General features: G+C 70.0%; 14 protein-coding genes and 1 pseudogene. 7 read left to right on the plus strand and 8 right to left on the minus strand.

Features of this window, described 5'->3' with window-relative positions:
* Positions 1–80: 80 nt before the first annotated feature.
* The 5 genes and pseudogenes from mmsA to iolC all read right to left on the minus strand — a co-directional run bounded on the left by mmsA (position 81) and on the right by iolC (position 5,632).
* Positions 81–1,583, minus strand: coding sequence for a CoA-acylating methylmalonate-semialdehyde dehydrogenase (mmsA, locus tag AOK08_RS13120; RefSeq protein ID WP_055525700.1), 1,503 nt, complete (start codon positions 1,581–1,583; stop codon positions 81–83).
* 14 nt (positions 1,584–1,597) lie between these two features.
* Positions 1,598–3,472: a 3D-(3,5/4)-trihydroxycyclohexane-1,2-dione acylhydrolase (decyclizing) gene (gene iolD, locus AOK08_RS13125; protein ID WP_055525701.1), complete on the minus strand. Its 1,875-nt coding sequence runs from the start codon at positions 3,470–3,472 to the stop codon at positions 1,598–1,600.
* Between the two features lie 35 nt (positions 3,473–3,507).
* A pseudogene (locus AOK08_RS13130) lies at positions 3,508–3,681 on the minus strand (5-deoxy-glucuronate isomerase); the annotation flags it as partial.
* A 65-nt stretch (positions 3,682–3,746) separates the two neighbouring features.
* Positions 3,747–4,685 (minus strand): Cgl0159 family (beta/alpha)8-fold protein, encoded by a 939-nt coding sequence (locus AOK08_RS13135; protein ID WP_241826934.1) that lies wholly within the window; start codon positions 4,683–4,685, stop codon positions 3,747–3,749.
* Positions 4,682–5,632: a 5-dehydro-2-deoxygluconokinase gene (gene iolC, locus AOK08_RS13140; protein ID WP_055525703.1), complete on the minus strand. Its 951-nt coding sequence runs from the start codon at positions 5,630–5,632 to the stop codon at positions 4,682–4,684. Before iolC ends, AOK08_RS13135 begins: the two co-directional genes overlap by 4 nt.
* A 232-nt stretch (positions 5,633–5,864) precedes the next feature.
* On the opposite strand from iolC, the gene AOK08_RS13145 reads away from it, so the two are divergent.
* Together AOK08_RS13145 and AOK08_RS13150 are read left to right on the plus strand one after the other, a co-directional pair.
* Positions 5,865–6,794: a sugar phosphate isomerase/epimerase family protein gene (locus tag AOK08_RS13145; RefSeq protein ID WP_055525704.1), complete on the plus strand. Its 930-nt coding sequence runs from the start codon at positions 5,865–5,867 to the stop codon at positions 6,792–6,794.
* 349 nt (positions 6,795–7,143) lie between these two features.
* The gene (locus tag AOK08_RS13150; protein ID WP_055525705.1) at positions 7,144–7,344 is read left to right on the plus strand and encodes a helix-turn-helix transcriptional regulator; all 201 of its coding nucleotides are present in this window, start codon (positions 7,144–7,146) and stop codon (positions 7,342–7,344) included.
* Positions 7,345–7,426: 82 nt separating this feature from the next.
* On the opposite strand, the gene AOK08_RS13155 is transcribed toward AOK08_RS13150, so the two are convergent.
* Positions 7,427–8,470, minus strand: coding sequence for a zinc-dependent alcohol dehydrogenase family protein (locus tag AOK08_RS13155; protein ID WP_055525706.1), 1,044 nt, complete (start codon positions 8,468–8,470; stop codon positions 7,427–7,429).
* A 219-nt stretch (positions 8,471–8,689) separates the two neighbouring features.
* Here AOK08_RS13155 and AOK08_RS13160 point away from each other — a divergent pair, with 219 nt between their 5' ends.
* Together AOK08_RS13160 and AOK08_RS13165 are read left to right on the plus strand one after the other, a co-directional pair.
* Positions 8,690–8,929: a heavy-metal-associated domain-containing protein gene (locus AOK08_RS13160; RefSeq protein ID WP_055525707.1), complete on the plus strand. Its 240-nt coding sequence runs from the start codon at positions 8,690–8,692 to the stop codon at positions 8,927–8,929.
* A gap of 19 nt (positions 8,930–8,948) precedes the next feature.
* On the plus strand, positions 8,949–11,237 hold the full coding sequence (locus AOK08_RS13165; RefSeq protein WP_055525708.1) for a heavy metal translocating P-type ATPase: 2,289 nt from the start codon (positions 8,949–8,951) through the stop codon (positions 11,235–11,237).
* 736 nt (positions 11,238–11,973) lie between these two features.
* Here AOK08_RS13165 and AOK08_RS13170 read toward each other — a convergent pair.
* Positions 11,974–13,272 (minus strand): citrate synthase, encoded by a 1,299-nt coding sequence (locus AOK08_RS13170; protein WP_055525709.1) that lies wholly within the window; start codon positions 13,270–13,272, stop codon positions 11,974–11,976.
* Positions 13,273–13,545: 273 nt separating this feature from the next.
* Positions 13,546–15,798, minus strand: coding sequence for an SF1B family DNA helicase RecD2 (gene recD2, locus AOK08_RS13175; protein ID WP_055525710.1), 2,253 nt, complete (start codon positions 15,796–15,798; stop codon positions 13,546–13,548).
* Between the two features lie 186 nt (positions 15,799–15,984).
* Here recD2 and AOK08_RS13180 point away from each other — a divergent pair, with 186 nt between their 5' ends.
* The 3 genes from AOK08_RS13180 to AOK08_RS13190 are packed head-to-tail and all read left to right on the plus strand — an operon-like array spanning position 15,985 to position 20,523.
* Positions 15,985–17,031: a LacI family DNA-binding transcriptional regulator gene (locus AOK08_RS13180; RefSeq protein ID WP_055525711.1), complete on the plus strand. Its 1,047-nt coding sequence runs from the start codon at positions 15,985–15,987 to the stop codon at positions 17,029–17,031.
* Positions 17,028–18,578, plus strand: coding sequence for a sugar ABC transporter ATP-binding protein (locus tag AOK08_RS13185; RefSeq protein WP_055525712.1), 1,551 nt, complete (start codon positions 17,028–17,030; stop codon positions 18,576–18,578). The genes AOK08_RS13180 and AOK08_RS13185 overlap by 4 nt, the downstream gene beginning before the upstream one ends.
* Positions 18,568–20,523 carry an ABC transporter permease/substrate-binding protein gene (locus tag AOK08_RS13190; RefSeq protein ID WP_055525713.1) on the plus strand — a complete coding sequence of 652 codons (1,956 nt, stop codon included), beginning with the start codon at positions 18,568–18,570 and terminating at the stop codon, positions 20,521–20,523. Before AOK08_RS13185 ends, AOK08_RS13190 begins: the two co-directional genes overlap by 11 nt.
* Positions 20,524–20,645 lie beyond the last annotated feature (122 nt).

Raw genomic sequence — 20,645 nt, forward strand, 5'->3', positions numbered from 1 at the left:
GGCCGCCGTCTCACCCTGCGCCGCACAGCAATGCCCGCCGACCAGGAAAGTCCAGGTCAGCGGGCACGCCTAGGGGATTCTCAGTGGTTGCGCGGGAAGCCCAGGTCCACGCCCGACGGGCCGTCCGCCGGGTCGGGCCAGCGGGTCGTGATGACCTTGCCGCGGGTGTAGAAGTGGGTGCCGTCGTTGCCGTAGATGTGGTGGTCGCCGAACAACGAGTCCTTCCAGCCGCCGAAGGAGTGGTAGCCCACCGGGACGGGGATCGGGACGTTGACGCCGACCATGCCGGCCTCGATCTCCAGCTGGAAGCGGCGGGCGGCGCCGCCGTCACGGGTGAAGATCGCCGTGCCGTTGCCGAAGGGGGAGCCGTTGATCAGCGCCACGCCCTCGTCGTACGTGTCCACGCGGAGCACGCACAGCACCGGGCCGAAGATCTCGTCCTGGTAGGCCTTCGCCGACGTGGGCACCTTGTCGAGGAGCGAGATGCCGATCCAGTGGCCGTCCTCGAAGCCGTCGACCGTGTAGCCGCTGCCGTCGAGGACGACCTCCGCGCCCTCGGCCGCCGCGCCCGTGACGTACGACGCCACCTTGTCGCGGTGGGCGGCAGTGATCAGCGGGCCCATCTCCGACGTCGGGTCGTTGCCGGGGCCGATCTTGATCTTTTCCGCGCGCTCGCGGATCTTCTCCACCAGCTCGTCGCCGATCGCGCCCACCGCGACCACGGCCGAGATCGCCATGCAGCGCTCGCCCGCCGAGCCGTAGGCGGCGGAGACGGCGGCGTCGGCCGCCGCGTCCAGGTCCGCGTCCGGGAGGACCAGCATGTGGTTCTTGGCGCCGCCCAGGGCCTGGACGCGCTTGCCGTTCGCCGAGGCCGTGGTGTGGATGTAGCGGGCGATGGGAGTTGAGCCGACGAATGAGACCGCCTTTACGTCCGGGTGGTCGAGAAGGCGGTCGACCGCCACCTTGTCGCCGTGGACGATGTTGAAGACGCCGTCCGGCAGTCCCGCCTCGGCGAGCAGCTCGGCGAGCTTCATGGCCGCCGACGGGTCCTTCTCGGACGGCTTCAGCACGAAGGTGTTGCCGCACGCGATGGCCAGCGGGAACATCCACATCGGGACCATCGCCGGGAAGTTGAACGGCGTGATGCCCGCGACGACACCGAGGGGCTGGCGGATCGACGAGACGTCGACGCGCCCCGCCACCTCCGTCGACAGCTCGCCCTTCAGCTGCACGGTGATACCGCACGCCAGTTCTACGATCTCCAGGCCTCGGGCTACTTCACCCAGCGCGTCGCTGTGCACCTTGCCGTGCTCCGCCGTGATCAGCTCGGCGATCGCGTCGCGGTTGGCGTCGAGCAGCGCGCGGAACTTGAAGAGGATGGTGCTCCGCTTGGCGAGCGACGAGGTGCCCCAGGTCGCGTACGCGTCCTTGGCCGCGGCCACCGCCGCGTCGACCTCGTCGACCGTCGCGAAGGCGACCTTCGTGGTGACCGCGCCGGTCGCGGGGTCGGTGACCGGCCCGTACGTGCCCGACGCGCCCTCGACGGTCTTGCCGCCGATCCAGTGGTTGACGATCTTCGTCATGCCCAGGTTCTCCTTCACAGATGGCGGCGTCGGGTAGAGACGTGCCGTTCGTACAGCTCACGTGCCTTGACCGCCGACGGGCGGGTCGCGGTCTCGGCCACAGGAACATCCCACCAGGCCTGCGCCGGGGGCGCGCCCGACACTGTGTCTGCCGTTTGCGTCTCGACGTAGACACAAGTGGGAGTGTCGGCGGCACGGGCCTCGGCGAGCGCCGCCCGCAGCTCCCGTACCGTCTTCGCGCGCAGGACGCGCATGCCCAGGCTCGCCACGTTGGCGGCCAGGTCCACGGGCAGTGGGGCACCCGTGTACGTACCGTCGTCGGCCTGGTAGCGGTAGGCGGTGCCGAAGCGCTCGCCGCCGACCGATTCCGACAGGCCGCCGATGGACGCGTAGCCGTGGTTCTGGATGAGGAGGAGCTTGATCGCGATCCCCTCCTGTACGGCCGTCACGATCTCCGTCGGCATCATCAGGTACGTGCCGTCGCCCACCAGCGCCCATACGTGACGCTCCGGCGCCGCCAGTTTCACACCGATCGCGGCCGGTATCTCGTATCCCATGCAGGAATAACCGTATTCGAGGTGGTACTGGTCCTGCGACCTCGCACGCCAGAGTTTGTGCAGGTCACCGGGGAGGGAACCGGCCGCGTTGATGACGATGTCCGACTCGTCGGCGATCGCGTCCAGCGCGCCCAGCACCTGCGGCTGCGTCGGGCGTACGTCCGGCTCGTCGGCCTCGTAGGCGGCGTCGACGCGCTGCTCCCAGCTGTCCTTGTCCACGGCGTACTCGGCCGCGTACGTGTCCGTGACCCGGTGGTCGTGGAGAGCCAGGGCCTCAGTCAGTTGTTCCAGGGCGCTGCGGGCGTCCGCGATCAGCGGGGTGGCGGACAGCTTGTGGCCGTCGTACGGGGCGATGTTGAGGTTCAGGAAACGGACGTCCGGCGTCTCGAACAGGGTGTTGGAGGCGGTGGTGAAGTCCGTGTAGCGGGTGCCGATGCCGATCACCAGATCTGCCAGGCGGGCGAGTTCGTCGGCTGTCGCCGTTCCCGTGTGGCCTATGCCGCCCACGTCCTGGGGGTGCAGGTAGTGGAGGGAGCCCTTGCCCGCCTGGGTGGAGGCCACCGGGATACCGGTCGCCGTCGCGAACTCCGCCAACGCCTCCTCGGCTCGGCTGTGGTGGACTCCGCCGCCCGCGACGATCAGGGGGCGGCGGGCGGTACGGATCGCCCGTACGGCTTCCGCGAGTTCGTCGGGGTCGGCGGCCGGGCGGCGTACGTGCCAGACGCGGTCGGCGAAGAACTCGTCCGGCCAGTCGTACGCCTCCGCCTGAACGTCCTGCGGGAGAGCGAGAGTCACGGCACCTGTCTCGACCGGGTCGGCGAGGATTCTCATCGCTTGCAGCGCCGCCGGGATCAGGGCCTCGGGGCGCGTCACGCGGTCGAAGTATCGCGACACCGGGCGCAGACAGTCGTTGACCGACACGTCACCGGCGTACGGGACTTCGAGCTGCTGGAGGACCGGGTCCGCCGAACGGGTCGCGAAGGTGTCGCCGGGCAGGAGCAGCACCGGGAGGTGGTTGATCGTGGCGAGCGCGGCGCCGGTGACGAGGTTGGTCGCACCCGGGCCGATCGACGTCGTCACGGCGTGTGTGGAGAGCCGGTTGGACTGGCGGGCGTAACCGACTGCCGCGTGGACCATGGACTGTTCGTTGCGGCCCTGGTGGAACGGCATGTCGTCGGCGTACTCGACGAGCGCCTGGCCGAGCCCGGCGACGTTCCCGTGGCCGAAGATGCCCCAGGTCGCCTCGATCAACCGGCGGCGGACGCCGTCCCGTTCGGTGTACTGGGCGGCCAGGAAGCGTACGAGCGCCTGCGCGACCGTGAGCCTCGTCATCGGATCCCCCGTGCGGTGCGTACGTCGGCCAGGTGAACCTCCGGCGCGGGGCCGTAGCGAGCGGGGAGTCGTCGCCCGCACCTCGCTCCTGCCAGGGCGAAGCGGTCTCCCGCGCCGGAGGGGATCGGTGCCCGGGCGGTCAAGGGTGCGTGCGCGGGGTCGGTGACCGACGCGAACACCCCTTTCCTGCCCAGGAGTTGGAACTTGTCGTGCGTCGACACCGTGCCGTGTTCCGTCTGTACGCCGCTGCCGTATGCCTCGTTCATCGCGCGCCTCACAGCAGTCCGACGGCGGTGTCCACGGCGGCGGACACATCGCCGTCCGCCGGGTAGAGCAGCGAGCGGCCGACCACCAGGCCCTGGACGGTGGGGAGTTGGAGAGCGCCGCGCCACTTCTCGTACGCGCCCTCCTGGTCGTCCCCGACTTCGCCGCCGAGCAGTACGGCGGGCAGGGTCGAGGTCTGCATGACCTCGGCCATGTCGTCCGGGTTCTCGGTGACGGGCACCTTGAGCCAGGTGTACGCCGAACTGCCGCCCAGGCCCGACGCGATGGCGATGGACCTGGTGACGGCCTCGGCGGAGAGGTCGTTGCGGACCTTGCCGTCGGGGCCGCGCCGGCTGATGAACGGCTCGACGAAGAGCGGGAGTCGGCGCTCCGCCATCGCGTCTATCGCGTGGGCCGTGGACTCCATGGTGTCGAGGGAGCCCGGGTCGTCGTAGTCGATGCGCAGGAGCAGCTTGCCGGCGTCGAAGCCGAGGCGGGCGATGTCCTGGGGGCGGTGGCCGGTGAAGCGGTCGTCGAGTTCGAAGCGGGCGCCGGAGATACCGCCGCGGTTCATCGACCCCATGACGACCTTGCCGTCGAGTGCGCCGAGGAGCAGCAGGTCGTCCAGGATGTCGGCGGTCGCGAGGACACCGTCCACACCGGGGCGGGAGAGGGCGAGGCACAGGCGTTCGAGCAGGTCGGCGCGGTTGGCCATGGCCAGCCTGCGGTTGCCGACGCCGAGGGCGCCACGGGCCGGGTGGTCGGCGGCGACGATCATCAGCCGGCCGGAGTCGCCGAGGAGGGGGCGCCGGGTCCGGCGGGCGGCGGCCTCGGCGATGGCCTCGGGGTGACGGGCGCGGGTGGTGGCGAGGGCGGCCAGGTCCACGGGGGCGAGGGGGCTGATGCCGCTCCCATCGATGCCGATGGAGGTCGCGGCGGCGGATCTCATCGGACCGCTCCCGCCGCGAGGGCCGCCTCGACCTCGGCCGGGGTGGGCATCGCCGACGAGCACTCCAGCCGGGAGGCGACGATCGCGCCGGCGGCGTTGGCGTGCCGCATGATCCGCTCCAGGTCCCAGCCTTCGAGGAGGCCGTGACAGAGGGAGCCGCCGAAGGCGTCACCGGCGCCGAGGCCGTTGAGGACGTTCACCGGGAGCGGGGGCACCTCGGCGCTCTCGCCCTTGCTGTTGACGGCGAGGACACCCTTCGGCCCCTGCTTGACGACCGCCAGTTCGACTCCGGCGTCGAGAAGTGCGCGGGCGGCGGCGTGCGGCTCGCGTACGCCGGTCGCCACCTCCACCTCGTCCAGGTTGCCGACGGCGACGGTGGTGTGGCGCAGGGCCTCGGCGTAGAAGGGGCGCGCGGACTCGGGGTCCTTCCAGAACATGGGGCGCCAGTCGAGGTCGAAGACGGTCGTACCGGACTTGGCGCGGTGGGCGAGGGCGGCCAGGGTCGCCGTACGGCTGGGCTCCTCGCTCAGGCCGGTGCCCGTGACCCAGAAGATGCTCGCCTCGCCGATCGCGCCCAGGTCCAGATCGTGGGCGTCGATCTCAAGATCCGGCGCCTTGGGCTGCCGGTAGAAGTACAGGGGGAAGTCGTCCGGCGGGAACACCTCGCAGAACGTGACCGGGGTGTTGAGGCCGGGGACCGGCGTGACCCAGCGGTCGTCGACGCCGAAGTCGCGCAGGGCGTCGTGCACATAGCGTCCGAAGGCGTCGTCACCGGTCCGCGTGATCACCGCGGTGCTGCGCCCGAGGCGGGACGCGGCGACCGCGACGTTCGTCGCCGAGCCGCCGAGGAACTTCCCGAAGGACGCCACCTGGGTGAGCGGCACACCGGTCTGCAGTGGATACATGTCCACTCCGATCCGCCCCATGGTGATCAGGTCGTACGCCATCGACTTCCCTTCGCGTTTCTACGGGCGTTTCTCCGGGTCAAGCGGCCCATGCGGCTCGTCCGGCGGTCGGTACAGCGGTCCGCACAGCGGTCGGCGTGCCCCGTCCGTACGCCCGTCGGCACAGCAGCTCGCAGTCAGGTCTAGCCCGCCTCGCGGAGCCCTGTCAATACTTTGTCCGGACATTCGGACCAGACCTTGACACGTGTCCCGGCGTCGGCTGAAGCTGACGCCCATGACTACGTCGTCCCCTTCCTCCCCGTCGGGTTCCCCGCTGTCACGTATCCGGATCGGCTCAGCGCCCGACTCCTGGGGCGTGTGGTTCCCCGACGACCCCCAGCAGGTGCCCTGGCAGCGCTTCCTCGACGAGGTCTCGCAGTCCGGGTACGAGTGGATCGAGCTGGGCCCGTACGGGTACCTGCCGACCGATCCGGCCGTCCTCACCGAGGAGACGGCCAGGCGTGGGCTGAAGGTGTCCGCCGGCACGGTGTTCACCGGGCTGCACCACGGTGAGTCCGTCTGGGAGAAGACCTGGGCGCACGTCGCGGACAACGCGGTGCTCGCGCAGGCCATGGGCGCGTCCCACCTGGTGGTCATCCCGTCCTTCTGGCGGGACGACAAGACGGGCGAGGTGCTGGAGCCGGACACCCTGACGCCCGAGCAGTGGCGCAACCTGACCACGCTGACCGAGCGGCTCGGCCATGAGGTGCGGGAGCGGTACGGCCTCCGGATCGTCGTCCACCCGCACGCCGACACGCACATCGACAGCGAGGAGAACGTCACCCGTTTCCTCGACGGCACCGACTCGTCGCTCGTCTCGCTGTGCCTGGACACGGGCCACTACGCGTACTGCGGCGGCGACAGCGTCAAGCTGATCGAGACCTACGGCGAGCGGATCGGCTACCTCCACCTCAAGCAGGTCGACCCCGGGATCCTCGCGGACGTACGGGCGAACGAGGTCCCGTTCGGCCCCGCGGTCGCCCGTGGCGTCATGTGCGAACCCCCGTCCGGCGTACCGGAACTGGCCCCCGTCCTGGCCGCCGCCCAGAAGCTGGACGTGGACCTGTTCGCGATCGTCGAGCAGGACATGTACCCGTGCGAGCCGGACAAGCCGCTGCCCATCGCGCAGCGGACGCGGGCGTTCCTTCGCTCCTGCGGGGCGTGACGCTTCGCTGGATCGGCGGTTCTTTGTCTGCGGGCCGGTGGGGGCTTGTCGCGCAGTTCCTCGCGCCCCTGTCGGGGGCGTCGCCTAACGGCGTACGCCCCTTCGGTCAATTGGACACGCCGGTCCGCTGGCGTGCGCCTTTGCGTTGCTTGTGTCACAAACACTCCCCTCCTGTCACACATGTCGCGTGTACGTGGGTTCCGCGTCACACAGTGTCAACAGGCCTCGACCCAGGGTCACCTTCGGTCGTTCAGCGGGCAAAGGCTTTGTGATCGCCAAGCGCAGCGCCCGGCTCCCCCGACGGCCGACCCTGGCCGACCCCGTGACGCACGCGCAGGGAGGTGCACCCATGACCGACCGACGGCTCTGGTCGTACAAAGAGATCGCCGCGCACATCCGCGTCCAGCCGGACACCGTGCGCTCGTACCGCAAGCACGGTCTGCTGCCCGCACCCGACCACGTGGAGAGCGGAAAGCCCTACTGGTACGCCGACACCGTACGGGCGTGGGTCGCGGCCCGGCCGGGGAACCGGGGCCGCCGGGACGACTGACGCCCGACGCCCGCTCGACACCTCACCCCTCCGCTGTGCCCCACACCCCCGTGGGGCACAGTTCTTCACGGGCGGGCCGGCCTCAGCGCCACGGCTCGATGACCGTGACCCCCGCCCCCGGCGCCTTCCCCATCGCCGCCAGTGCGGCCGGGGACTCCGTCAGGGGGATCGTCGATGTCACCAGGAGGTCCGGGCGCAGGATTCCCGCCGCCACCAACTCCAGCATCGGCGGGTAGGTGTGGGCGGCCATGCCGTGGCTGCCCAGGAGTTGGAGTTCCAAGGCGACAACTCTGGCCATTGGGGCGGGTGTTGTGCCGTCCGGCGAGGGGAGCAGGCCCACCTGGACGTGGCGGCCTCTGCGGCGCAGGCCGTTCACCGAGGCCGCGCAGGTCGTCGGGGAGCCCAGCGCGTCCAGGGACAAGTGGGCGCCGCCTGACGTCAGTTCGCGTACCGCCGCTGCCGTGTCGTCGGTCGTGGCCGCGTTCACGCACTCCGCCGCGCCGAACTTCCGCGCCAGTTCCAGTGCGCCGGGGGATACGTCCACCGCCACGACCCGGGCTCCGGAAGCCGCCGCGATCATCACCGCCGACAGGCCCACCCCGCCGCATCCGTGCACGGCGACCCACTCCCCCGCCGCCACCCGGCCCTGCTGGACCACCGCCCGGTACGCCGTCGCGAACCGGCAGCCCAGGGAGGCCGCCGTGCCGTACGACATCCCCTCCGGGACAGCCACCAGGTTCACGTCCGCGTGGTCCAGTGCCACGAACTCCGCGAACGAACCCCAGTGCGTGAACCCCGGCTGGGTCTGGCGCTCGCACACCTGCTGGTCACCGGCCGCACAGGACGGGCAGCTCCCGCAGGCGCAGACGAAGGGGACCGTCACCCGGTCCCCGGCCCGCCAGGCGCTCACACCCGCGCCGACCCCCTCCACGACACCCGCCAGCTCGTGGCCCGGCACGTGCGGCAGCGCGATGTCGGGGTCGTGGCCCATCCAGCCGTGCCAGTCGCTGCGGCACAGCCCGGTGGCCTCCACACGCACCACGACCCCGTGCGGCGCGGGCACCGGGTCCGGCACCTCCCGCACCTCGGCCGGCTGCCCGTACCGCTCGAACACCACCGCACGCATGCGCCCTCACCCTCACCCTCGTCGTCCGCGTTCTCAGCGCGGTCACGGTCACAGTCGCAGTCACAGTCGCGATCGCCGCCACGGCCTTGTCGGAGATCTTGCCATTGGCACTGGATGAGTACCCCCCAGGGGTATAGTAGAGTGAAACTCACAGGGCACGTGCGCCACCGACCCGGGCGGACGAGGGCCCTTGACGACGCCTCGAAGAGGAGCAACGACATGACCGCCCAGACCGACACCCCCGGCTCCGTCACCGCCGTCTACCAGGTGACCGGCATGAGCTGCGGGCACTGCGAAGGTTCGGTTTCGAGTGAGATCACCGAGCTGGCCGGGGTCATCTCCGTGACGGCCGTCGCCGGCACCGGTGAGGTCACCGTGGTGTCCGAGGCCCCGCTCGACGAGGCCGCCGTGCGCGCCGCCGTGGACGAGGCGGGCTTCGAGCTGGCCGGCCGGGCCTGACCCCAGGGACGCGGCGACCATGACCAGTACCAGCACCGAGACCCCGGCGGTCACGCCTCATGAGGTCGAGCTGACCATCGGCGGGATGACGTGCGCGAGCTGCGCGGCCCGCGTCGAGAAGAAGCTCAACCGCATGGACGGCGTCTTCGCCACCGTCAACTACGCGACGGAGAAGGCGAAGATCGCGTACGCCGACGGGGTCGCGGTCGACGACCTCATAGCCACCGTCGTGAAGACCGGGTACACCGCCGAGGAACCGCCCCCGCCGGTCATCACGGAGAGGGATGCGCCCGCGGTCGAGCGGGACTCCGATCCCGAGTTGGCCGGGCTGCGGCAGCGGCTCCTCGTCTCCGTGCTGCTTGCCGCGCCCGTCGTCCTGATGTCCATGATTCCCGCGCTCCAGTTCGACAACTGGCGGTGGCTCGCGCTGACGCTGGCCTCGCCGGTCGTCGTCTGGGGCGGGCTGCCGTTCCACCGGGCCGCGTTCACCAACGCGCGGCACGGCGCGGCCACCATGGACACCCTGGTGTCGGTCGGCACGCTCGCCGCGTACGGCTGGTCCCTGTGGGCGCTGTTCTGGGGCGACGCGGGCCGGCCCGTGGCGCCGGGGATGCCGGGCATGGAGGGGATGGGGGTGCGGGAGAGTTTCTCGTTCACCGCCTCCCGTACGGGCGGCACCTCGGAGATCTATCTCGAGGTCGCCGCCGGAGTCGTCGCGTTCATCCTCCTCGGGCGCTATCTGGAGGCCCGCGCCAAGCGGCGCTCGGGTGCGGCGCTGCGGGCGCTCATGGAGTTGGGGGCCAAGGACGTCTGCGTGCTGCGTGGCGGGCGAGAGGTTCGGGTGTCCGTCGGCGAGTTGGTGATCGGGGACCGGTTCGTCGTACGGCCCGGGGAGAAGATCGCCACCGACGGAACCGTCGTCGAGGGGGTCTCGGCGGTCGACGCCTCGATGCTGACCGGCGAGTCCGTACCGGTCGATGTCGGCGTCGGGGACGCCGTCACGGGCGCGACCGTGAACGCCGGGGGCCGGCTGGTCGTCGAGGCCACCCGGGTCGGCGCGGACACCCAGCTCGCGCGGATGGCCCGGCTGGTGGAGGACGCGCAGAACGGCAAGGCCGAGGTGCAGCGGCTCGCCGACCGGATCTCCGGGGTCTTCGTCCCCGTGGTGCTGTTGATCGCGCTCGGGACGTTCGGGGCCTGGCTCGCTCTCACGGGTGACGCCGTCGCCGCGTTCACCGCCGCCGTCGCCGTGCTGATCATCGCCTGCCCCTGCGCGCTGGGGCTCGCCACGCCGACCGCTCTGATGGTCGGCACCGGGCGGGGGGCGCAGCTCGGCATCCTGATCAAGGGTCCCGAGGTACTGGAGTCCACGCGCCGCGTCGACACGATCGTCCTGGACAAGACGGGCACGGTGACGACGGGCCGTATGACCCTCCAGGAGGTGTACGTCGCCGAGGGCGCCGACGAGAAGCAGGTGCTGCGGCTCGCGGGCGCCCTCGAACACGCCTCCGAACATCCGGTCGCCCGGGCGATCGCGGCGGGGGCCGAGGAACGCGTCGGGCCGCTGCCGGCGGCCGAGTCCTTCGAGAACGTGCCCGGACGGGGCGTACGCGGGCGGGTGGACGGGCGCGAGGTGGCCGTGGGACGGCTCGTGGACGGGCTGTCGGGGCCGCTGCCGGAGGAACTGGCCCATGCGAAGGCGGAGGCCGAGAGCGGCGGACGTACGGCCGTGGTGGTCGCCTGGGACGGGGAGGCGCGCGGTGTCCTCACCGTCGCCGACGCGGTCCGGGAGACCAGCGCCGAGGCCGTGCGCGAGCTGCGCGCGCTGGGGCTCACTCCGGTGCTGCTGACCGGGGACAACCGGGCGGTCGCGGAGGCGGTCGCACGGGCCGTCGGGATCGAGCAGGTGATCTCCGAGGTGCTGCCGGAGGAAAAGGTCGAGGCTGTAAGGCGGCTTCAGGGTGAGGGGCGGACCGTCGCGATGGTCGGCGACGGGGTCAACGACGCGGCCGCCCTGGCCACCGCCGATCTGGGTCTGGCCATGGGCACGGGCACCGACGCGGCGATCGAGGCGAGCGACCTGACACTGGTGCGCGGGGATCTACGGGTGGCCGCCGATGCCATCCGGCTGTCCCGGAGGACGCTCTCGACCATCAAGGGCAACCTGGTGTGGGCCTTCGGCTACAACGTGGCCGCGCTGCCGCTGGCCGCCGCCGGACTGCTGAACCCGATGATCGCGGGGGCCGCGATGGCCTTCTCCTCGGTGTTCGTGGTGACGAACAGCCTCCGTCTGCGCACGTTCCGCTGAGATCATCCCGGGACCGGACGAAAGTTACCGGCAGTACGCACAAGTCGGTGTCATAGTCCCTATGGAGTCCAACGCCAGCCTCACATAAACTCTTCACAAGCCTCGCGCATCATCCTTACGCTTGGGCCCCGGTCGCGACAACCGGGATTCCGCGCACCTAAAGGACATATGCAAGAGACGCGGATCACAGTGCTGCGAACGTAACCATCGAAGGGCTTCGAAGGTCTAAGTTGGCGATGTCAGAGAGCGTCTTGGGGGGCGCCGACTGACATCTGAGGATGTCTTGGGGGACGTCCTCGGAGATGCGTTGCCGGGACACGTACACCGGGAAGCTTGAGCGGCCCACCCCAGCGTGCGCGTCCCGGCAGACCGCACCGAGCAGGAGTGCGACGAGTTTTGCTCGTTCTGCTCAAGAGCCGTCACTATGGCGGTAGCACGACCCGCACAACAACGGCCGCCCCGGCGGCCCGCACACCAGCGATAGCGAATTCAGGCGCTGTCCTCCAAACGCCCGGCCGGATCCCGTGGGGGGAATCCGCACCGGGACATGGGAAGGCGCCCTGTACGCCGGCCCGTGGGGGGACCGTCGGCAGGGCGCCTTCCGCTTTTCCGCCGAACAACTCCGGGATGTGTGGGATGGGCGCGGTCCCACCGCGCCCCCGAAGGGGCGCGGGGAACTGCGCGACCAGCCACGACGAACCCGCAGGTTCAGAACAACCGCCTACCCAGCGGAGCGTTACCGCTGCTCGACCGGCACGAAGTCCCGCTCGACGACACCCGTGTAGATCTGGCGCGGGCGGCCGATGCGCGAACCCGGCTCCTTGATCATCTCGTGCCACTGGGCGATCCAGCCCGGGAGGCGGCCCAGCGCGAACAGGACCGTGAACATCTCGGTCGGGAAGCCCATCGCGCGGTAGATGAGGCCCGTGTAGAAGTCGACGTTCGGGTAGAGGTTGCGCGAGACGAAGTAGTCGTCGGAGAGCGCGTGCTCCTCCAGCTTCAGCGCGATGTCCAGCAGCTCGTCGGACTTGCCGAGGGCCGAGAGGACGTCGTGCGCGGCAGCCTTGATGATCTTCGCGCGCGGGTCGAAGGACTTGTACACCCGGTGGCCGAAGCCCATCAGGCGGACGCCGTCCTCCTTGTTCTTCACCTTGCGGATGAAGGAGTCGACGTCGCCGCCGTTGGCCTGGATGCCCTCCAGCATCTCCAGGACGGACTGGTTGGCGCCGCCGTGCAGCGGGCCCCAGAGCGCGGAGATGCCGGCCGAGATCGACGCGAACATGTTGGCCTGCGAGGAGCCGACCAGCCGGACCGTCGACGTCGAACAGTTCTGCTCGTGGTCGGCGTGCAGGATCAGCAGCTTGTCCAGGGCGGAGACGACGACCGGGTCGAGGTCGTACTCCTGGGCCGGCACCGAGAACGTCATGCGGAGGAAGTTCTCGACGTAGCCGAGGTCGTTGCGCGGGTAGACGAACGGGTGACCGATCGACTTCTTGTACGCGTACGCGGCGATCGTCGGAAGCTTGGCGAGCAGCCGGATCGTCGAGAGGTTGCGCTGCTTCTCGTCGAACGGGTTGTGGCTGTCCTGGTAGAAGGTCGACAGCGCCGAGACGACCGACGACAGCATCGCCATCGGGTGCGCGTCACGCGGGAAGCCGCGGTAGAAGTTCTTGACGTCCTCGTGCAGCAGGGTGTGCTGCGTGATCTCGTTCTTGAAGACGGAGAGCTCGTCCACGGTCGGAAGCTCACCGTTGATCAGCAGGAACGCCACCTCAAGGAAGGTGGAGCGCTCGGCGAGCTGCTCGATGGGGTACCCGCGGTAGCGGAGGATGCCCTGCTCACCATCGAGGTAGGTGACTGCGGATTTATATGCGGCCGTGTTTCCGTAGCCGCTGTCCAATGTGACCAGACCGGTCTGAGCGCGGAGCTTCCCGATGTCGAAGCCCTTGTCGCCGACGGTGCTGTCGATCACCGGGTAGGTGTACTCGCCGTCGCCGAACCGCAGTACTACAGCGTTGTTGGTGTGCTCGCTCACGTCATCCCTCACCGACGTTGTGCCTCTTCTTCGAGGTGCCCTGACTGTCTCTACCATCCCCCATTTGGCGCAGGAGAGTGCACTCGGGGTCGACCATTGGGCCTATTGGCGGCACTGAGTGCCGCCAAGCTACTCATCCTGCCCCTCTACGCCCTGGTTCCGGAAGTGCCCTGTGACCTTTGTGACTCATTTGATCGATCATTTTTCACGACTGTTGTGACGGCCGTCACGGGAGTGACGCCCGGCGCACCGGTCCGCCGCGACGGCCACGGGCTACGAGCGCAGCCTGAAGTCCAGTGCCGTGCAGCGCCGTCCGGCCGACACCGTGCGCACCGCCTGGCCTATCGCCTTGCGTGAACCGACCAGGACGACGAGCTTCTTGGCGCGCGTGACGGCCGTATACAAAAGATTGCGCTGAAGCATCATCCACGCACCCGTGGTGACCGGGACGACCACCGCCGGGTACTCGCTGCCCTGGGAGCGGTGGATGGTCACGGCGTAGGCGTGGGCGAGTTCGTCCAGCTCATCGAAGTCGTACGGCACTTCCTCGTCCTCGTCCGTCAACACGGTGAGGCGCTGTTCCACCTCATCGAGGGAAGTGACGACGCCGACGGTGCCGTTGAAGACGCCGTTCTCGCCCTTGTCGTAGTTGTTCCGGATCTGCGTGACCTTGTCGCCGATCCGGAAGACCCGGCCGCCGAACCGCTTCTCGGGGAGGTCGGGGCGGCCCGGGGTGATCGCCTGCTGGAGCAGCCCGTTGAGGTTTCCGGCGCCCGCCGGGCCCCGGTGCATCGGCGCGAGCACCTGGATGTCGCGCCGGGGATCGAGGCCGAACTTGGCCGGAATTCGCCGTGCGGCCACGTCCACGGTGAGCCGGCCGGCCTCCTCCGTGTCGTCCTCGACGAAGAGGAAGAAGTCCTTCATGCCGTCGGTGACCGGATGCTGCCCGGAGTTGATCCGGTGCGCGTTCGTCACGACGCCCGACTGCTGGGCCTGCCGGAAGACCTTGGTGAGCCGGACGGCCGGGACCGGGCTGCCGTCGGCCAGCATGTCCCGCAGGACCTCTCCGGCGCCGACGCTGGGGAGTTGGTCCACATCCCCGACGAACAGCAGGTGCGCGCCCGGCGCGACCGCCTTCGCCAGCTTGTTGGCGAGCAGCAGGTCCAGCATCGAGGCCTCGTCCACCACCACCAGGTCGGCGTCGAGGGGGCGGTCCCGGTCGTAGGCCGCGTCTCCGCCGGGCTTCAGTTCGAGGAGGCGGTGGACGGTGGAGGCCTCGGCGCCGGTGAGTTCGGCGAGGCGCTTGGCGGCGCGGCCGGTCGGGGCGGCGAGGACCACCTTGGCCTTCTTCGCGCGCGCCAGTTCCACGATCGAGCGGACCGTGAAGGACTTGCCGCAGCCCGGCCCGCCGGTGAGGACGGCGACCTTCTCCGTCAGCGCGAGCCGCACGGCCGCCTCCTGCTCGGGGGCCAACTCGGCCCCCGTACGCCCCTGGAGCCAGCTCAGCGCCTTGTCCCAGGCCACGTCGTGGAAGGCGGGCATCCGGTCCTCCCCGGTGCGCAGGAGGCGCAACAGCTGGGCGGAGAGGGAGAGTTCCGCCCGGTGGAAGGGGACCAGGTAGACGGCCGTCACCGGTTCCGGGTCGCCGTCGGGGCCGGGGACCTTCTCCCGTACGACACCGGGGTCCTCGCCCTCCTCCGGGGGCGCCGCGAGTTCGGCGAGGCACTCGATGACGAGGCCGGTGTCGACCTGGAGGAGCTTCACCGCGTCCGCGATCAGGCGTTCCTCGGGGAGGTAGCAGTGACCCTGGTCGGTGGACTGCGAAAGGGCGTACTGGAGGCCCGCCTTGACGCGCTCGGGGCTGTCGTGCGGGATGCCTACGGACTGGGCGATCTTGTCGGCGGTGAGGAAACCGATGCCCCAGACGTCGGAGGCGAGGCGGTAGGGCTGGTTCTTCACGACGGAGATCGAGGCGTCGCCGTACTTCTTGTAGATGCGCACGGCGATGGACGTGGAGACCTCGACGCTCTGGAGGAAGAGCATGACCTCCTTGATCGCCTTCTGCTCCTCCCAGGCGTCGGCGATCTTCTTCGTGCGCTTGGGGCCGAGGCCCGGCACCTCGATGAGCCGCTTGGGCTCCTCCTCGATGATCCGGAGGGTGTCCAGACCGAAGTGCTGGGTGATGCGGTCGGCGAAGATCGGGCCGATGCCCTTGACCAGACCGGAACCGAGGTAGCGGCGGATGCCCTGGACGGTGGCGGGCAGGACGGTCGTGTAGTTCTCGACGGTGAACTGCTTGCCGTACTGCTGATGGGAGCCCCAGCGGCCCTCCATCCGCAGCGACTCGCCGACCTGGGCGCCGAGCAGCGCGCCCACGACGGTGAGCAGGTCACCGGCGCCCCGGCCGGTGTCGACGCGGGCGACCGTGTAGCCGTTGTCCTCGTTGGCGTACGTGATGCGTTCGAGCACACCTTCGAGGACGGCGAGTCGCCGCTCGCCCGTGGGGTTCCCCGCCTGTTGAGCCATGATCCGACGGTACCGGTGAGGTGTGACAACGGGCCGGGGGTGTGGGGAGAGCTGACGTCCGGGCATCACAATCCGGTCTCGGGACCGGGGTGAAGTCTTGATTAATCCGCTTGTAATCGATTCCAATCAGTCGCACGCAGGGATGTAATCGATTCCATGAACGAACCACAAGGAGGTGGTCCGGCGATGGCGAGCATCAAGGATGTCGCCGCCGAGGCGGGCGTGTCCGTCGCCACGGTGTCGCGGGTCCTGAACGACCATCCGTCCGTCAGCGCGGACGCACGCGCACGCGTGCTGGCCGCTGTCGAGGCACTGGGCTACCGCCCGAACGCCGTCGCCCGTTCCCTGCGCACCGACCAGACCCGCACCCTCGGCCTGGTCATCAGCGATGTGCTGAACCCGTACTTCACGACCCTGGCCCGCTCGGTCGAGGAGGAGGCCCGCGCCCTCGGCTACAGCGTGATCATCGGCAACGCCGACGAACAGCCCGACCTCCAGGACCACCACGTACGGAGCCTGCTGGACCGTCGTATCGACGGCCTCCTGGTCTCCCCCACCGACGGCGGCTCCCCGCTGATGCTGGACACCGCGCGCGGGGGCACCCCGATGGTCTTCGTGGACCGCTGGATCCCGGGCGTGGACGTACCGGTCGTACGGGCGGACGGGCGCGCCGCCGTCCGGGATCTCGTCGCGCACCTGTACGGGCTCGGTCACCGGCGGCTCGCGATCGTCGCGGGCCCGGCGGCCACCACCACCGGCAGCGAGCGCGTCGAGGCCTTCAGGGAGGCCCTCGCCGAGTACGGACTGCCGCTCCCGGACGCCTACATAGGGCAGGGCGATTTCCAGGCCGAGAGCGGGCGCCGTGTGACGGACACGTTCCTCGACCTGGCCGAGCCGCCCGAGGTCGTGTTCGCGGCCGACAACCTGATGGCGCTGGGCGCGCTGGACGCCGTACGCGCGCGCGGGATGCGGGTTCCGGGCGACATCGCGCTCGCGGCCTTCGACGACATCCCGTGGTTCGTGCACACCGATCCGCCGGTCACGGCCATCGCACAGCCGACCGGGGAGCTGGGGCGGGCCGCCGTCCGGGCCCTGGTCGACATGATCGAGGGCCGCCCGCCGCAGTCCGTGACGCTGGCCGCACGGCTCGTCGTACGGCGGTCGTGCGGGGAGCCCGCCGCGCCCACAGCCACCTCCGCACAGCCCCCCGTGACGAACAGGAGTACGTCGTGAGCAACCAGGACGAGTTGCTGCGCATCGAAGGCATACGGAAGTCCTTCCCCGGTGTGGTCGCGCTCGACGGCGTCGACTTCGAGCTGCGCCGGGGTGAGGTGCACGTACTGCTCGGCGAGAACGGAGCGGGCAAGAGCACCCTCATCAAGATGCTCTCCGGCGCCTATCGCCCCGATGCCGGCCGCGTCCTCGTCGACGGCGAGGAGACCCGTATCCACGGGGCGCAGGACTCCGAGCGTCTCGGGATCGCCACCATCTACCAGGAGTTCAACCTGGTCCCCGATCTGACGGTCGCCGAGAACATCTTCCTGGGGCGCCAGCCGCGCCGCTACGGGATGATCGACCGCAAGCGGATGGAGGCCGAGGCCGCCGGGCTGCTGGAGCGGGTCGGGGTGAACGTGTCGCCACGCGCGCGTGTGCGTGAACTCGGGATCGCGCGGCTCCAGATGGTCGAGATCGCGAAGGCGCTGAGCCTGAACGCGCGCGTGCTGATCATGGACGAGCCGACCGCCGTGCTCACCTCGGAGGAGGTCGAGAAGCTGTTCGTCATCGTGCGCAAGCTGCGCGAGGACGGCGTCGGGATCGTCTTCATCACCCATCACCTGGACGAGATCGCCGCCCTGGGGGATCGGGTGACGGTTATTCGCGACGGGAAGAGTGTCGGGCGGGTGCCTGCCAATACACCCGAGGACGAGCTCGTACGGCTCATGGTCGGGCGGTCGATCGAACAGCAGTACCCGAGGGAGGCAGTCGAGGCCGGTGGCGCGTTGCTCAAGGTGGAGGGGCTCACCCGGGACGGTGTCTTTCACGACGTGAGTTTCGAGGTGCGGGCCGGTGAGGTCGTCGGCATCGCGGGGCTGGTCGGGGCGGGGCGTACGGAGGTGGCGCGTGCCGTCTTCGGCGCCGATCCCTACGACCGGGGTTCCGTGTCCGTCGCGGGCGCCGGCGTGCGTGGCAACGATGTCGGGGCCGCCATGGCCGCCGGGATCGGGCTCGTGCCCGAGGACCGCAAGGGGCAGGGGCTGGTGCTGGACGCCTCCGTCAAGGAGAACCTCGGCCTGGTCACCCTGCGGGCCGCGACCAAGGGCGGTCTCGTCGACCTCAAGGGGCAGCGGGCCGCCGCCGCGAAGGTCGCCGAGCAGTTGGGCGTACGGATGACCGGGCTCGGCCAGCAGGTGCGCACCCTCTCCGGGGGCAATCAGCAGAAGGTCGTCATCGGCAAGTGGCTGCTCGCCGACACCAGGGTGCTGATCCTCGACGAGCCGACGCGCGGTATCGACGTCGGGGCCAAGGTCGAGATCTACCAGCTGATCAACGAACTGACGGCCGCCGGTGCCGCCGTACTGATGATCTCCAGCGATCTGCCCGAGGTGCTCGGGATGAGCGACCGGGTGCTGGTGATGGCACAGGGCCGGATCGCCGGTGAACTCACGGCCGCCGAGGCCACCCAGGACTCCGTGATGGCGCTCGCCGTCAGCACGAACATCGGCACGAATGCCAGTACGAACAATGGAACTACCGCTGTGGAGGGCTCCCGTGGCCACTGACACGCTCAAGAGCAACGCGGGCGCGAGTGGCGCCACGAGCGGCCTGCGCCGCGTGCTGCTCGACAACGGCGCGCTGAGCGCGCTCATCGTCCTCGTCATCGCGATGTCGGCGCTGTCCGGCGACTTCCTGACGACCGACAACCTGCTCAACGTGGGCGTCCAGGCGGCCGTGACCGCCGTTCTCGCCTTCGGTGTCACCTTCGTCATCGTCTCGGCGGGCATCGACCTGTCGGTGGGTTCCGTCGCCGCGCTGTCGGCCACCGTCCTTGCCTGGGCGGCGACTTCGGAGGGCATACCGGTCGCGACAGCGGTCGTCCTGGCCGTCGTCACCGGCATCGCGTGCGGGCTCGTCAACGGTTTCCTGATCTCGTACGGCAAACTGCCGCCGTTCATCGCGACGCTCGCCATGCTGTCGGTGGGGCGCGGTCTGTCGCTGGTGATCTCGCAGGGTTCGCCGATCGCGTTCCCCGACTCGGTCTCGCACCTCGGTGACACGCTGGGCGGCTGGCTGCCGGTGCCCGTGCTGGTGATGGTGGCCATGGGGCTCGTCACCGCGTTCATCCTCGCCCGTACCTACCTGGGCCGTGCCATGTACGCGATCGGCGGCAACGAGGAGGCGGCCCGGCTGTCCGGGCTGCGGGTCAAGAGGCAGAAGCTGGCGATCTACGCGCTGTCCGGGCTGTTCGCCGCGGCGGCGGGCATCGTGCTCGCGTCGCGGCTGTCCTCCGCGCAGCCGCAGGCCGCACAGGGGTACGAGCTGGACGCCATCGCGGCCGTCGTGATTGGTGGGGCGAGTCTGGCGGGTGGTACCGGTAAGGCGTCCGGGACTCTGATCGGCGCGCTGATCCTCGCCGTGCTCAGGAACGGCCTCAACCTGCTCTCCGTGTCCGCGTTCTGGCAGCAGGTCGTCATCGGTGTCGTGATCGCGCTGGCGGTGCTGCTCGACTCGGCGCGGCGGAAGAGCGGGGCCTCGGTGACGTCCGCCGGGGCGGCCGGTGGCGGGGACCGGCGCAGGCAGGTGCTGACGTACGGGCTTGCCGCCGTGGTCGCGGTGGCCGTCGTGGGGGCCACCTCGCTGCTGCACGGCGGCTCGTCGGCCGCTACGACCCAGAAGGTGGGGCTGTCCCTGTCGACGCTCAACAACCCCTTCTTCGTGCAGATCCGGGCCGGTGCCCAGGCCGAGGCGGAGAAGCTCGGCGTGGACCTGACCGTCACGGACGCCCAGAACGACGCCTCCCAGCAGGCCAACCAGTTGCAGAACTTCACCAGTTCGGGCCTCGGCGCGATCATCGTCAACCCGGTGGACTCGGACGCGACGGGTCCTGCCGCGCGGGCCGTGAACAAGTCCGGGATCCCGCTCGTCGCGGTCGACCGGTCGGTCAACAACGCGGACACCGCCACGCTCGTCGCCTCCGACAACACGGCGGGCGGCAGGCAGGCCGCGAAGGCGCTCGCCGAGAAGCTGGGCGGCAACGGCACGATCGTCGTCCTCCAGGGCCAGGCGGGCACCTCCGCGAGCCGTGAGCGCGGCGCGGGCTTCGCCGAGGGGCTGAAGGCCTACCCGGGCATCAAGGTCGTCGCCAAGCAGCCCGCCGACTGGGACCGCACCAAGGGCCTCGACGTCATGACCAACCTCCTCCAGGCCAACCCCGGCATCAGCGGAGTCTTCGCCGAGAACGACGAGATGGCGCTCGGCGCGATCAAGGCGCTCGGCGCCAAGGCCGGCAGGTCGGTGCAGGTGATCGGCTTCGACGGCACGCCGGACGGGCTGAAGGCGGTCGCGGACGGCTCGCTGTACGCGTCGGTCGCCCAGCAGCCCAAGGAGCTCGGGCGGATCGCGGTGGAGAACGCTCTGCGGGTCGCCGAGGGCAAGGGTGTCGAGAAGGCGGTGATGGTGCCGGTGAAGGTGGTCACGAAGGAGAACGTGGCGGCGTTCGGCGGCTGAGCCGATCCCTCCGAGCGGAGCTCCCCGAAGAGCTCCCGGAAGAGCTCCCGGAAGAGCTCTCCGAACGGGGAGAGCGAGCGGGAGGAGCGAGCGGGTACGGCCGGGCGCGCCTCCAGTCGGGG

Origin of the sequence: Streptomyces graminilatus (genome assembly GCF_001418565.1) — a bacterium.
Taxonomy (GTDB): Bacteria; Actinomycetota; Actinomycetes; order Streptomycetales; family Streptomycetaceae; genus Streptomyces; species Streptomyces graminilatus.